A 13,415-nucleotide genomic window follows, 5' to 3' on the forward strand; every position below is an offset into this window, starting at 1 on the left:
CGAACGGCCACACCCGCAATTTTCCCGCACACGCGGCGCTCGGAAAAGCCCACAAACTGGCAGGGAGGAGCGCCAGCGACGACCGGTGCCCGCGGGAGCGTGCGGACCGCCACCACGCCGGAAGCGGGAAAATGCTCTGGATCTTGATCTTGATCTGTCCCCTCCGTGCTTCCGAATGGGTGGTGGCTGAGTACTGGGACAGGGCGGAAGCGGGCGGCGCGACGGTCTACTGTGGGCGGATGGGAGACGGCGAGGGCTGGGTGCAGCGGATCGATCCGGAGACGATGCATCCCGCGCGTCGGTACAACTACCTGCTCGGGGGCAAGGACAACTTCGCCGCCGACCGGGCGTCCGGCGACCTGATCAAGGCGGCGTTCCCCGGCGTGTTCATCTCGGTCACGGAGAACCGGCGGTTCCTTCAGCGGGCCGTGCGACACCTGGCGGGTGAGGCCGGGATCGACCAGTTCCTGGACATCGGCACCGGGCTGCCGACCGCGGACAACACCCACGAGATCGCGCAGCGGGTCAACCCGGCGGCCCGGGTGGCCTACGTCGACAACGACCCGATGGTGATGGCCCACTCCCGGGCGCTGCTGACCAGCACGCCGCAGGGCCGCACCTGTTACGTGGAGCAGGATCTGCGCCGCCCCGATCTGATCCTCGCCGACCCGGAGATCCGCGAGGTCATCGACCTCGGCCGGCCGGTGGCGCTGATGCTGATCGCGGTCCTGCACTTCATCCAGGACGACGACGAGGCGCGCGCGATCGTCGCCCGGCTGGTCGACGCGCTCCCGTCCGGAAGCTACCTGGCCCTGACCCACCTGTCCGTCGACACGTTCCCGCCCGATCTGCGCGCCGACCACGACCGGCGGGCCGCGGCCGGCCAGGTCGACGCGTTCGCCCGCACGAAGGAGCAGATCACCGGCTTCTTCACCGGCCTCGACCCGGTCGGCCCGGTCGAGGTCGTCTCGGACTGGCACGCGGAGGTGCCGCCGGCGCAGCGACCCCGGCACGAGGACGTGGCCGGTTTCGGCGGGGTCGCGCGCAAGCCGTAGGACTACCCGTCCGTCAGGAGCGGCCCAGCCGCTGGAGCGCCTCCTGACGTGCGCCGGCGATGGCGGCCCGGAGCGCGGAGCCGGTGGCCGGGTCGGTCACGGCCTCCGGGCCCATGGCCGCGGCGATGCCCCCGGGGACGGTGGACTCCGCCACGGCACGGCGGTGGCTGAACGTGTCGAAGCCGGCCTTGCCGTGGTAGCTGCCCATGCCGCTCTGGCCGATGCCGCCGAAGGGCACGTCCGGCAGCATCATGTGGACGGCGAAGTCGTTGCGGGTGATACCGCCGGACGCGGTGCGGTGGCGGAATGCGCGGAAGTCCTCGGTGTCGTCGCCGTACCAGTAGGCGAGCAGCGGGGCCGGATGCGCGGTGACGTACGAGATCACGTCCGCGATCGTGTCGTACGGGTAGACGGTCAGGACCGGCCCGAAGACCTCCTCCCGGGCCACGGCCATCTCCTCGGTGACGCCGAGCAGGACGACGTCGACCGCGGTGGGCAGACCTGCCGCGCCGGAGCTGGCGACGGGTGCCGGTCGCATCCATTCTTCGAGGTGGGCACTGAGATGGCGGATGTTCTCGATCGTGCCGGCCACGTCGGCCATCAGGCTCATCGTGGGCGGCCGGTGCCCGAAATCGGCGTCGAGCGCCTCGGTGAGGTCGTCCGCGGCGCCGAGGACGGCGACCAGCAGCCGGTCGAGCCGGTCGCGCCGGACCTCCGCGGCCGGCGGTCCCTCCTGGAGGTAGGCGGCGCGCTGGGCGTGGAAGAGGTCGGTGACTGTCATGGCGGTTCCTAACTGGTCTGGACGAGGCCGGCGGCCTTCTCGGCGATGGCCAGCACGGTCGCGTTGGTGTTCGCCCGGACGGGCGTGGGCATGACGGAGGCGTCGGCGACGCGCAGGCCGTCGATGCCGTGCACGCGCAGGCCCGGGTCCACGACGGCGTCCGGGTCGTCGCCGATGCGGCAGGTGCCCGCGGGGTGGAAGAAGCTCCGTGACGTGCTGCGCAGGTACTCGATGCCTTCCACCGCGGTGCCGGGCCGCAGTTCCTCGCCGCGGAAGGGCCGCAGCGCGGGCCGGTTCCCGAGCGCGCGTGCGAGCCGGAAGCCGTGCAGCAGCGCGCGGGCGTCGTCGTCGGTCGTGAGGTAGCGGGGGTCGACCAGCGGCGGCTGGGCCGGATCGGCGCCGGCGAGTCGTACGCTGCCCCGGCTCGTCGGGCGCATCAGGCCGAACGACACGGTGAAGCCGGCCGCCGGCCCGGTCGCGTTGGTGCCGACGACGTAGTCGGTCCCGGTGATCACGATGCCGGAGTCCCGGTGACGGGCGATGAGGGTGCTCGTCCGCTCGCGCGGGACGTGCTCCTCCGTGGCGTACACGACGGCGTTGAGGATGTGGTCGTGCAGGTTCGCGCCGACGCCGGGCAGCGCGGCGACGACGTCGACGCCGATGTCCCGCAGGTGCCGGGCGGGCCCGATCCCGGAGAGCAGGAGCAGTTTCGGCGTGCCGATCGCGCTGGCGGTGACGATGACCTCGCCGCGGGCGCTCGCGCGGGCGGCGCCGGTGGCGGTCGTGTACTCCACGCCGTGGCATCGCCCGGCCGAGATCGTCAGCCGGTCGGCGCGCGCGCCGCTGACGACGGTGAGGTTCGTCCGGTCGCGCAGGTAGGCGTCGGCGGCGCTCTGGCGCAGGCCGCCGACGACGTTCTGGTCGCACCAGGCCACGCCGTCGGGCTCCGCGCCGTTCAGGTCGTCGCTGGGGTGGTACCCCTCCTCGACGGCGGCCCGCATGATCGCCGTGGCGAGCGTGCTCGGCGCGGTGGTGACCGGGCCGACGCGCATCGGGCCGTCGGTGCCCCGCCAGGCGTGATCCCGGCCGGCCGCGGTCTCGCTCTGGCGGAACCAGGGCAGCAGGGCCGGGTAGTCCCATCCGGCACCCCAACCGTCGTAGTCGGCGGGGAGCCCGCGCAGGTGCAGGGTGCCGTTGGTGGCGCTGGACCCGCCGACGAGACGGCCCTGGGAGAGCCGGCGCCCGTCGGCGGTCCGGAACGCCCAGTCGACGTCGGTGCCGAGGTGCTCGGGCCAGCGGTGCCAGGTCCGCAACGAGTCGGGGCCGGCGGCCGCGCCCGCCTCGAGCAGCAGCACCCGGGTGGTGCCGTCCGCGGACAGCCGGCCCGCCAGCACGCAGCCGGCGGTGCCCGCGCCGACGATGATGTAGTCGTATTCGGTCATCGGCCTTCCTCAGCCCGGTGTCGTGTAGACTAACTAGTAACTCTACTTACGGATCGCGGCGCCCGATTTCCCGGGGTGGCACAAGAAGGCCGGAATCGGGACACGCCGGGATCCGGGACGAGCGCCGGCCGGCGGGCATCGCCGCGGAGGTAGCCGGGGCGCTCGATGTCGCGCACCGCGCCGCGGTCGTCCATCGCGACGTCAAACCGGACAACATCCTGATCGAGCCGGACCGGCGCCGCCGGCGACGCACTGGACACCCGGCTGACCGTGCCGCCGCTGGACCGGACCGCGATCGCCGCTCTGGCGGGCGATGTGCTCGGTACCGACGCCGTCCCGCCCGCGCTCGTGGACCGGGCGCAACCGCGTCGTGCTGGCCTGAGGACGCGCCGCGCACCGGGATATCCGTAGGGTGGACGCCGTGAAAGGCACCATGAGGGAACGCATCGTCACGGCCGCGACCGAGTTGTTCTACGCCCAGGGCCTGCGCGCGGTCAGCGCCGACCGGGTCATCGAGCAGGTCGGCACCACCAAGGTGACCTTCTACCGCCACTTCAGGTCGAAGGACGACCTCATCGTGGCCTACCTCGAACGCCGCGCGGCCTGGGAGCGCGAGGGCATCGCACAGGAGATCGCGCAGGCGGGCGGGGACCTCGACGCGACGCTGCGGCGCATCGCCGACGGGATCGGCGCCACCAGCTGCAGCCCGGGGTTCCGCGGCTGCCCGTTCATCAACGCGGCCGCCGAATACCCCGACCCGGCGCATCCGGTGCGGCAGGTCGTCGACGCCCACCGGCGCTGGTACCTGCGGATGTTCGAGTCGCTGCTGGCCCCGCTCCAACTCGGCAACGGCGCGGAGACGGCCGCCGACCTGGTCCTGCTCCGCGACGGGGCGATGGTCACCGGCTACCTGGGCGACCCGGCGGTGGTCGCGGGTGCGCTCTACCGCAGCGCGCAGGCGGTCATCGCGTACGCCCGCGGCGCATGAGTGACGGCCACCGGCGCGATCCCGCGCCGGTGGCCGCTCTGATGGGCGAGGACGTGAATAGTCGCAAGGGTGTCAGGGCTTTCGATTTCCGTCGCGCAATACCGCCAGGCCGGGCGTGCTGTGATCTTTATGGAGCTGATGACTCACTCGGCCGGCGCGCACTTCCGATTCTCTGGATCGATCTTGTCCGGCACTGCCACCATTTCCTCGGCCTCGATTCTGCGGGCCGTGCCATAAGGGTCACCCGATGGCGTGGACCGGGGCCGACGGCTCTTGCCGGTCTTTGATGTGCGTTGGTACCGTCCCCCTGATTTACCGTAAACGCAGAGTGGGGCAATTGGTGGCTCAATTCAATCAGCAGTTTCAGACGGCGATCAATCAGAACAACGCCGACATCCAGTTTCTCGGCACGGGTGGTGCCGACCCCGGGCAGTTGATCGAAGCGCTCATCCTGCGCCTGCAACGTGATGCGCCGCAGGAGGCTGTCGCCAGCGGCGTGATCCCCGTTCTTGAATCAGCGCGTGCCGCCGCGGGGCGCGGCTCCCACGGGAAAATGAAGGCGTATCTTGCGCGTGCCGCCGAGCTGGCGGCCCCGACCGAGATGATCGCCGCGGCGGTGGCCGCGGTCGTGCGAGCGGTTGAATCGGTGTGACCGCCCCCGATCAGCCGTCTGCCTTCGTTGACCAGTCCGGCCAATGGGTCGACATTCAATACAATGCCGACACCATTGAGATCGTCAATCATCTTACGGACGGCACGAACGGAAAGCGGTGCCCGACCTGCGGTGCGTCACCGATGCGGCGGACTCAGGCCGTGTGGTCGGAAAATACCCGGCGTTCGGGTAGCAATACCGTTCTGCTGACCAATACCGCCTTTCGTGTGGCGCCGCCGCGAATGCCGACCGAACCGGCGATGGAAGACGTGCCGGAACCTGAACCGCCGGAGCCGGGCAGGCCCGGCAGACTGGCCGGCTTCGGGCTGCTGGCCTTCTGCGCCTCGGGTCTGATCTGGTGGCCGGAATTGCCGCCGGTCCTGGCCGCGCTGAGGCCGGAGGATCCGATGTGGTCCAGGCTGATCTTCGCCGCTGACGTGGTGTGGGTGGCTGCGGTGGCGCTCAGCGTTCAGGGTCTGCGCCGGCGCCGTGCCAGGGAGGCCGCGGCCGCGGAGGCCGAAACGGAACGCATCACACGTGAGAACGACGCGCGGGCGCAGGATTACCACAAGAAGCGCGACCGTAACCAGCGTCAGTTCAGCCGCTGGAAGCGCAGCTGGTTCTGCATGTCCTGCACCGCGATCGTCGTCGAGAGCTCAGGCGGGGAGAAGACCCCGTCGCTGCCGCGGCCGGACAGGCGGGCCCTCGGCAGAAAGAGCGCGTAGCGGCTGCGAGCATGCGGTGGCGGCCACCGGTGCGTGATCGCACCGATGGCCGCCGGGTCTTACGTCAGAAATTTCAGGGGATCACGGGTACGCGACGACCTGGCGGGGGACGGTGTTGCCGGCCGGGTTGGGGACGGCGCCGCCGGTGTCGTTGACGACGTTGGCGATGGTGCCGACGTCGCCGAGGGAGACCGTGATGACGCTGCGGAGCCGGACGCCGGCGCGGTTCGGGACCTCGAAGCCCCGGTCCACCCGGACGCTCGGGTTGACGTTGAAGAACGCGTAGGAGCCGCCGCCCCACAGTTCGTGGTCGGTGACGTTGTCGGCGACCTTGTAGGCGGCGTAGCCGTTGCCGCGCGGCCCGATCCAGGCGGCCTGGTTCGGCACGTCGTACGGCTTCTCGTTCTGGAAGAAGATCGTCTTGCCGCGGTTGCCGTTCCAGATGACCTCGTACTTCTGGTAGTGCTCGACGAACAGGCCGGTCGCGAGGACGTCGTCGCCGTTCACGATGAGGCCGGTGTCGCCGGTGTTGACGGTCCAGCCGGTGGGCGCGCCACCGTGGTCGGCCCGCCAGGCCCAGATGTGGTCGATGATCGTGTCGTCGCTGTGCACGGCCAGCGTGGTGGTGGCCTTGCCCTGGACGCTGCTGCCGATGCGGAAGAACACGTCCTGGATGCTGATCGGGTTGGCGGCGTGGTCGGTGTGCGCGCCGGCGGTGCCGACCGTCATCAGCGTCGGGCTGTTCGTGGTGCCCGCGTCGAACGTCAGACCGCTGATCTTGACCCCGTCGACGTCCGCCACGTTCAGCGCCTCGACGCCGTTGCTCGGGATCAGCGTCGGGAAGCCGATGCCGGTCACCACCGTGTTCGGGCGGGTGACCCGCAGCGTCTCGGTCAGCGTGTACGTGCCGGGGGTGAAGAACACGTTCAGGCCCTGCGCGAGCGCCTGGTTGATCCGCGCGGCGCTGTCACTCGGCTTGGCGACGTAGAACTCGCGCATCGGGATCGACGTGCCGGCCGTGTTCGGCCAGGTCGCACCGGCGGAGTTGCGCCGGATGGCGGGCACGAAGACGCGGTAGAGGCCGGCGCTGTCCACGTACAGGTACGGCTTCTCCCGGGTGACCGGGGTGGTCGCCAGCGTGGTGTGCGGCGGGTTCGGGAACGCGTTGGCCGGGGCGCCCTGCACGCCGGAGTAGACCATGTTCCACACGCCGCCGTCCCAGCGCGAGATGCGGCTGTCGCGGGTGTACCACTGCTGCTGCGAGCCGGAGGACACGACGCCGTCGACGACGGAGTCGGCCAGGTAGCCGCCGCTGGAGTAGCCCTGCCCGTTGTCCTGGTTGGACGGCGCGAGCGTCAGGTTGCCCTTGACGTGCACGCGGCGCATCGGCGCGGCCTGGGAGACGGCCCACCGGTTCGTGCCGCCCTCGGGCACGATCGACAGGTTCTCCATGCTGCGCCAGAAGTTCTGGGTCGCGTTGGACTCGTCGCCGTAGTTCCAGCCGGAGTCGACGTTGACCGCGCCGTTGATCGTCACGTCGTCCGGGTTGAGGCCGAGACCGGCGATCGTGGTGTAGAAGCCGACGTTCGCCCAGACCCGGCCGTACGTGCCGGGCTTGAACAGGAACACGTGGCGCTGGCTGCCGAACTGCGCGGTCGGGCTGCGCAGCTGCGCGTTGAACGCCTGGTCGACCGCGGTCTGGATGGTGGCGGCCGAGGTGCCGTTGTCGAAGATCCGCACGTTCGCGCCGAAGTCCGGGGTGTCGGAGGTCGGCAGCGCCGGGCCGGTGGGGGTCGGCGTGCTGGTGGTGGTGCCGAAGACCTGGAACTCCCAGAGCGAGTAGCCGTACGCGGTGGCCCGGGTGGTGCCGTTCATCCGCACGTACCGGCCGCTGCCGGTGACGTTGAGCGTCTGGACGCCGGCCGTACCCGCGGTGACCGGGGTGATGTTCGTCCAGGTGGTCCCGTTCGGGGAGGTCTGGATGGTGAAGGCGGACGCGTACGCGGCCTCCCAGTTCAGCACGACGCGGCTGATCGTCTGGGTGCTGCCCAGGTCGACCTGCAGCCACTGCGGGTCGGCGAACGCGCTGGACCAGCGGGTGCCGGTGTCACCGTCGACGGCCGCGGCCGCGGTGAAGCCGTTCTCCAGGGACGAGGCGGTGGCCGGCTTGCCCTGCGACAGCGGGATGTCCGCGGCGTTGGCGTTGAGCGTGACCGAGGCGACGCTGATGCCGACGACGGCGGCGAGGACGCCGCTGAGCGCGATCAGCCCGCGGCGGCGGCGTGTGGGCGGCGGTGGGGACGTCTGTGTGGGGAGTGCCATGTTCCTGCCTGTCCTACGGTTTGCCGCTGATCCGGTGGCGGACGTGCGGCGGGACGGGTAACCGTGCGCATCGATGGGAGAGCGCTCTCTCAGGGATTGTTACGTCGATGACGCCGCACGTCAATATCCCTGCAACGGGGAAACCCCCTAGAGCGCGGAGGGTGCCCGGCCTGGCACTCTCCGGCTTCGCGCCACGGCCGGCCGTGATTCACGATCAACAGCCTCCGCCGGTACGGCCGTGCGCTCCCGGGCCCGGCCACCTCGGCGCGTGGGCGCCGGCAGGCTGCGGAAACGTTTCCACCGTGGAAGACCCCCGTAGAGCGGTTTCTCGTCATTCGTGCGGGTGTCCACCGAATGACCTGCCGGAAATGGCCGTGGTGATAACGCCGGCGGAGTCCGGAGGTATCACCACGGATGCTCGGCGTGAATCGCCCCGGAATTCGTCGGAGAGGCCGGGCGCAAAGGCCGATCCGGCCGGAGGCGAGGCGCCACAGAATGAATCGCACCGGGTTTCCGCGAACGAGGAGCGAATATGAGACGCGTTATGGCATCCGTCCTGGCCGCGGCCACGATCGGCCTCGCCGCCACGGTCGCCGCGCCGGCGAGCGCCGCGCCGCCGAACTGCAATCAGCAAACCGGATTGGGGAACACCGTCCTCAAGTCGTGGATCCCGACGTACAACGGTAATCGGGATTGCGTCATGGGCTCCGGAAATGTGTCCGACGGGGTGAAGGCGCTGCAGAACTCGCTGCGGTACTGCTACCACCAGGCCATCACGGTCGACAGGGTGTTCGGAGCGCAGACGCGATCGGCGCTGATCACCGTCCAGCGGCAGATCGGTGTCCCGGCAGACGGCGTGTACGGGCCGGTCACCGGGGCCCGGATGGACTGGACGTACGTGGGCGCCTTCCCCGGCTGCCAGCGGGTCGGCTGAACCGGTAGGGCATCCGGGCCCGCCGCTGGTGTGAAGCGAGTCAGGACGCGGGAACGGCGGCGGTCAGCGACCAGTCGTGGCTGATGTCGGCCGCGGCGCGCAGGAGACGGGGGAGATGCTGCTCCAGCAGCGTCTCGACGGAGGTCTCGGCCGCGTGGACGGTGACGTTCAGCGCGGCCACCACCCGGCCGTCGCCGTCGCGCACACCGGTCGCGACCGAACGGATGCCGGGCGCCAGATCCTGGTCGGCCAGCGCCCAGCCCTTGGCCCGGACCTCGCGCAGCGCCGCGTCCAGCTCGGCCGGCGCCGGCTGCCAGCGCGGGGTGATGCCGGAGCGGGACGGCTCGGCGAGCACCGCGGGCAGTGACGCCGGGGGCAGGGCCGCCAGCAGCACCTTGCCCATCGAGGTGGCCGGCGCCGGGAAGCGGGTGCCGACCGTGACGGCCAGCGTGACGATCTTCGGCACGGCGACGCGGGACACGTAGACGATGTCGCTGCCGTCGAGCTGGGCCAGGGACGTCGACTCGCCGGTCTGCGCGACCAGCCGTTGCATGTGCGGGCGGGCCACGTCCCACATGTTCAGCGCGTTCACGTACGCCATGCCGAGCTCCAGCACGCGCGGTGTGAGCGCGTGGCCGCGGCCGTCGGAGCGGACGTAGCCCAGCTCCTCCAGCGTGATCAGGATGCGGCGGACGGTGGGCCGGGCGAGGCCGGTGATCGTGGCTATCTCGCTGAGCGTCATCGTCGGACTGCCCGGACGGAAGGAGCGCAGGACGTCGAGCCCGCGGGCCAGGGCCTCGATGAAGTCCGGGCCGGCGCCCCTTCCGCTACTGGTCATGGCCTAATGCTTCCATTGCGCGGCACCGGCGTCGTACGCGGTGTACTGGTACGGGTTCTCCAGGACGATGCGCTCCGGGACGTCCGGGTTCATGCCGCGCTGCCAGGCCTCCTCACCCATGGTCGCGCGCAGGTGGTCCAGGGTCGCGCCGACCTTGGCGCGGGCGGCCGCGAGGTCCGCGTCGACGAGCCTGCCGTCGCGCTTGACGACCCTGCCGCCGACCAGCACGGTGTGCACGTCGCCGCGCTGCGCCTGGAAGACCACGTGGCCGTACGGGTGCAGCACCGGGAACATGACCGGTGACGCCTCGTTCCTGATCAGCACCACGTCGGCGGCGCGGCCGGGGGTGAGCGCGCCGATCTGCGAGTCCATGCCGAGCGCCTTCGCGCCGCCGCGGGTGGCCCAGTCGACGACGTGCTCGGCGCGCAGGTGGTGGTGGGTGACGGTCTCCTGGCGGCCGTGGGCGTCGAGGTGCTCACGGGCCCGGTCGGCGCTGAGCGTGCTGCGCATCGCGGAGAAGAGGTCGCCGCTCCACCACACGCTGGTGTCCATCGACAGCGACACCGGGATGTCGTGCTTGCGCAGCGCCCAGGTGGGCGGATATCCCTGCCCGGCGTTCTGCTCGCTCTCGGTGGAGACCGAGACCGAACCGCCGGTGGCGGCGATGCGGTGGTACGAGTCGGCGGTGAGCGTGGCCGCGTGCACGTAGACGGTGCCGGGGGTCATGAAGCCGTTGTCGTGCATGAGCCGGATGCCGTCGTCGTTGGTGGCGCCCCAGACACCGGCGTGCGTGGTGACCGTCGCGCCCAGCTCGCGCGCGACCTCGAACGCGGCCCGCTCCGGGAACGCCGGGTCGCCGGTGACGTCGAACGCCATCTGGAACCCGGCCAGCTTGCCGCCGTCGATGCGGCGGCGGTGGAAGTCGCGGAATTCCTTGGATGCGGACCACTCCCACGGGCCCTGGGCGATGTTGCCGTACGCGAGCACGAACCGGCCGGGCACGGACTCGAGCGCGTCGACGGCGGCGTCCGCGTGGTCGACGGTCTGCAGGCCGTGTGACCAGTCGACGGTGGTGGTGACGCCGGCGTCGATCGCCTCCAGCGCGGCGAGCAGGTTGCCCGCGTGGACGTCCTCGGGGCGGAACAGCTTGCCGGACTCCAGGTAGTACCAGACGAAGTACTGCGTGAGGGTCCAGTCGGCGCCGTACCCGCGCATGGCGGTCTGCCACATGTGCCGGTGGGTGTCGACCATGCCGGGCATGATCACGCCGCCGGTGGCGTCGATCTCCTCCGCGTCGTCCGGCGCGGTGAGGCCGGTGCCGACCTCGGCGATCCGGCCGCCGACGACCAGGAGGTCGGCGCCGGGCAGCACCGTGTGCGAGTCATCCATGGTGAGAACCAGGCCGTTGCGGAAGATCACCGGTCGGTCGTTCGCGCTCATCTCCACCCCTTTCGGACGCCTGTCCGCTGTGCGGTCAGCCCGTCGGCCGTCAGTGTGTTCCCGGTCACCGGTAGTGTCAAGGGCGTGTAACGACACGATGACGAGGGCGTTGACACGGCCGCTCGGGCAGGCCAAGCTGGATTGGCGGACGGATGTCCGCAGAACGGGCGGTAACGATGGTTCAGCAACCTGCCGGGCCCCTCGCCGGCCTGCTCGTCGCGGACTTCTCCCGGATCCTCGCCGGGCCGTACGCGACGATGCTCCTGGCCGACCTCGGCGCGGAGGTGATCAAGGTGGAGAGCCCCGGCGGCGACGACACCCGCACCTGGATCCCGCCGGACCGCGACGGCGTCTCCACCTACTACCTGGGCATCAACCGCAACAAGCGGTCGGTCGCGCTCGACCTCAAGGACCCGGCGCACCTCGCCGACGCGCAGGAGCTGGCCCGGCGCGCCGACGTCATGATCGAGAACTTCCGGCCGGGCGGCCTGGCCCGCTTCGGCCTCGACTACGACACGGTCAACGCCGCCAACGAGAAGATCGTCTACGCCAGCATCAGCGGCTTCGGGCCCGGCGCGGGCGCGGACCTGCCCGGCTACGACCTCATGGTCCAGGCGATCTCCGGGCTGATGAGCCTCACCGGCGACCCGGACGGGCCGCCGTACCGGGCCGGCATCTCGGTCTTCGACGTGATGGCCGGGCTGCACGCGAGCATCGGCATCCTCGCCGCCCTGCACCACCGCGAGCGCACCGGCACCGGCCAGCACGTCGAGGTCAACCTGCTGTCGTCCGCGCTGTCCGGGCTGGTCAACCACTCCAGCGGGTACGTCGCGGGCGGCACGATCCCGTTCCGGATGGGCAACGCGCACCCGAGCCTCTTCCCGTACGAGCCGTTGCCGGTCGCCGACGGCGAACTCATCGTGATCGCCGGCAACGACGGGCAGTTCCGCAAACTCTGCGGCGCGCTCGGGCTCGACGACCTGACCGAGGACCCGCGCTTCCGCCGCAACCAGGACCGTACGGCCCACCGCGACGTGCTGCGGCCGATTCTCGTGGAACGGCTCGCCACGAAGACCAGGGACGAGTGGTTCCACGAGCTGCTCGCGGCCGGGGTCCCGTGCGCGCCGATCAACACGATCGACGGCGGCGTCGCGCTCGCCGCGGATCTCGGTCTCGACCCGGTGATCGAATCCGGCGGCACGCCCGGCGTCCGCAACCCGATCACGTTCTCCGGCACCCCCGCCCGCTACGAGCTGCCACCACCCGGGCTCGACGAACACGGTGAGGAGATCCGCGCATGGCTGAGGAGCTGAGCTTCCCGACCGGCCTCGGCACCTCCGACGCGACCGAGATCCGGCTGCTGGGCAAAGACCTGGCCGCGGACCTGATGGGCAAGGTCGGCTTCGGTGAACTCGCCTTCTGGCTGGTCGCCGGGCGTCGGCCCACCGCAGGGGAGACGCGCGTCTTCGAGGCGGTGCTGGTCGCGCTGGCCGACCACGGCTTCACCCCGACCGCGATCGCGGCCCGGCTGACCTACCTCTCCGCGCCGGAAGCCCTGCAGGGCGCGCTCGCGGCCGGCCTGCTCGGCGGCGGCTCCCGCTTCCTCGGCGTCACCGAGGACACCGGCCGCTTCCTCGCCGACACGCTGGCCCAGACCGCCAGCAGACCGGCCGGGCCCGCCGACACGCTGGCCCAGACCGCCAGCACACCGGCCGAGACCGCCGACCCGCCGGCCGGGACTGCCGCCGGGCCGCCGGCCGGCACCGTCGGCACACCGGCCGGGAGCCCCGGCACCGACCGGGACAACGACGAGGCCCGCGACGACCGGGACTACGACGAGATCGCCCGCGCCGCCGTCCGACGCGCCAAGGACGAAAAGCGATTCGTTCCCGGCCTCGGCCACCCCGTGCACAAGGAACGCGACCCGCGCACCCCGGTCCTGATCGCGATCGCCGAGCAGGAGGGCCTGCGCGGCCCGCACCTGCGCCTGTTCGAGGCGATCGGCCGGGTGCACCCCGAGGTGCTCGGCAAGACGCTGCCGCTCAACGGCGCCGGCGTGTGCGGCGCCGCGCTCGCCGACCTGGGCCTGCCCGTCGACCTGCTGCGTGGCTTCGCGCTGCTGGCCCGCGCCGCCGGCCTGCTCGGGCACCTCGCCGAGGAACGCCGCCGGCCGCTCGGCATGGACATCTACCGCACCGTCGACCGTAACGCCGTCTACGAACCCCGAGGGGAGTGAGC

12 protein-coding genes are annotated in these 13,415 nt (G+C 71.2%); 7 read left to right on the forward strand and 5 right to left on the reverse strand.

Annotated features, from left to right (window positions below):
- The first annotated feature begins 239 nt into the window (after positions 1-239).
- Positions 240-1,055: an SAM-dependent methyltransferase gene (locus OP04_RS20080; RefSeq protein WP_033341308.1), complete on the forward strand. Its 816-nt coding sequence runs from the start codon at positions 240-242 to the stop codon at positions 1,053-1,055.
- 13 nt (positions 1,056-1,068) lie between these two features.
- On the opposite strand, the gene OP04_RS49840 is transcribed toward OP04_RS20080, so the two are convergent.
- On the reverse strand, positions 1,069-1,836 hold the full coding sequence (locus OP04_RS49840; RefSeq protein ID WP_051798383.1) for an aldehyde dehydrogenase family protein: 768 nt from the start codon (positions 1,834-1,836) through the stop codon (positions 1,069-1,071).
- Between the two features lie 8 nt (positions 1,837-1,844).
- The gene (locus tag OP04_RS20090; RefSeq protein WP_033341309.1) at positions 1,845-3,278 is read right to left on the reverse strand and encodes a GMC family oxidoreductase; all 1,434 of its coding nucleotides are present in this window, start codon (positions 3,276-3,278) and stop codon (positions 1,845-1,847) included.
- Positions 3,279-3,699: 421 nt separating this feature from the next.
- Here OP04_RS20090 and OP04_RS20095 point away from each other — a divergent pair, with 421 nt between their 5' ends.
- From OP04_RS20095 to OP04_RS20105, 3 genes are all read left to right on the forward strand, one after another.
- Positions 3,700-4,266 carry a TetR/AcrR family transcriptional regulator gene (locus OP04_RS20095; protein ID WP_198153899.1) on the forward strand — a complete coding sequence of 189 codons (567 nt, stop codon included), beginning with the start codon at positions 3,700-3,702 and terminating at the stop codon, positions 4,264-4,266.
- A gap of 328 nt (positions 4,267-4,594) precedes the next feature.
- On the forward strand, positions 4,595-4,918 hold the full coding sequence (locus OP04_RS20100; RefSeq protein ID WP_033341310.1) for a hypothetical protein: 324 nt from the start codon (positions 4,595-4,597) through the stop codon (positions 4,916-4,918).
- Positions 4,915-5,643: a hypothetical protein gene (locus OP04_RS20105; RefSeq protein WP_157240078.1), complete on the forward strand. Its 729-nt coding sequence runs from the start codon at positions 4,915-4,917 to the stop codon at positions 5,641-5,643. Before OP04_RS20100 ends, OP04_RS20105 begins: the two co-directional genes overlap by 4 nt.
- An 81-nt stretch (positions 5,644-5,724) precedes the next feature.
- On the opposite strand, the gene OP04_RS20110 is transcribed toward OP04_RS20105, so the two are convergent.
- Positions 5,725-7,965 carry a discoidin domain-containing protein gene (locus OP04_RS20110; RefSeq protein ID WP_033341312.1) on the reverse strand — a complete coding sequence of 747 codons (2,241 nt, stop codon included), beginning with the start codon at positions 7,963-7,965 and terminating at the stop codon, positions 5,725-5,727.
- 532 nt (positions 7,966-8,497) lie between these two features.
- Here OP04_RS20110 and OP04_RS20115 point away from each other — a divergent pair.
- Positions 8,498-8,899, forward strand: coding sequence for a peptidoglycan-binding domain-containing protein (locus OP04_RS20115; protein WP_085066613.1), 402 nt, complete (start codon positions 8,498-8,500; stop codon positions 8,897-8,899).
- A 40-nt stretch (positions 8,900-8,939) separates the two neighbouring features.
- Here the strand turns inward: OP04_RS20115 and OP04_RS20120 are convergent, their stop codons facing one another.
- On the reverse strand, positions 8,940-9,737 hold the full coding sequence (locus OP04_RS20120) for an IclR family transcriptional regulator domain-containing protein (RefSeq protein ID WP_033341314.1): 798 nt from the start codon (positions 9,735-9,737) through the stop codon (positions 8,940-8,942).
- Positions 9,738-9,740: 3 nt separating this feature from the next.
- Complete coding sequence (locus OP04_RS20125) at positions 9,741-11,177, reverse strand: amidohydrolase family protein (RefSeq protein ID WP_033341403.1); 1,437 nt, start codon at positions 11,175-11,177, stop codon at positions 9,741-9,743.
- A gap of 176 nt (positions 11,178-11,353) precedes the next feature.
- Between OP04_RS20125 and OP04_RS20130 the strand changes: the two genes are divergently transcribed.
- Complete coding sequence (locus tag OP04_RS20130) at positions 11,354-12,490, forward strand: CaiB/BaiF CoA transferase family protein (RefSeq protein ID WP_033341315.1); 1,137 nt, start codon at positions 11,354-11,356, stop codon at positions 12,488-12,490.
- Positions 12,475-13,413 (forward strand): citrate/2-methylcitrate synthase, encoded by a 939-nt coding sequence (locus OP04_RS55740; RefSeq protein WP_035086499.1) that lies wholly within the window; start codon positions 12,475-12,477, stop codon positions 13,411-13,413. Before OP04_RS20130 ends, OP04_RS55740 begins: the two co-directional genes overlap by 16 nt.
- Positions 13,414-13,415: the final 2 nt, after the last annotated feature.

It is taken from the genome of Catenuloplanes japonicus (assembly GCF_000717135.1).
Taxonomy (GTDB): Bacteria; Actinomycetota; Actinomycetes; order Mycobacteriales; family Micromonosporaceae; genus Catenuloplanes; species Catenuloplanes japonicus.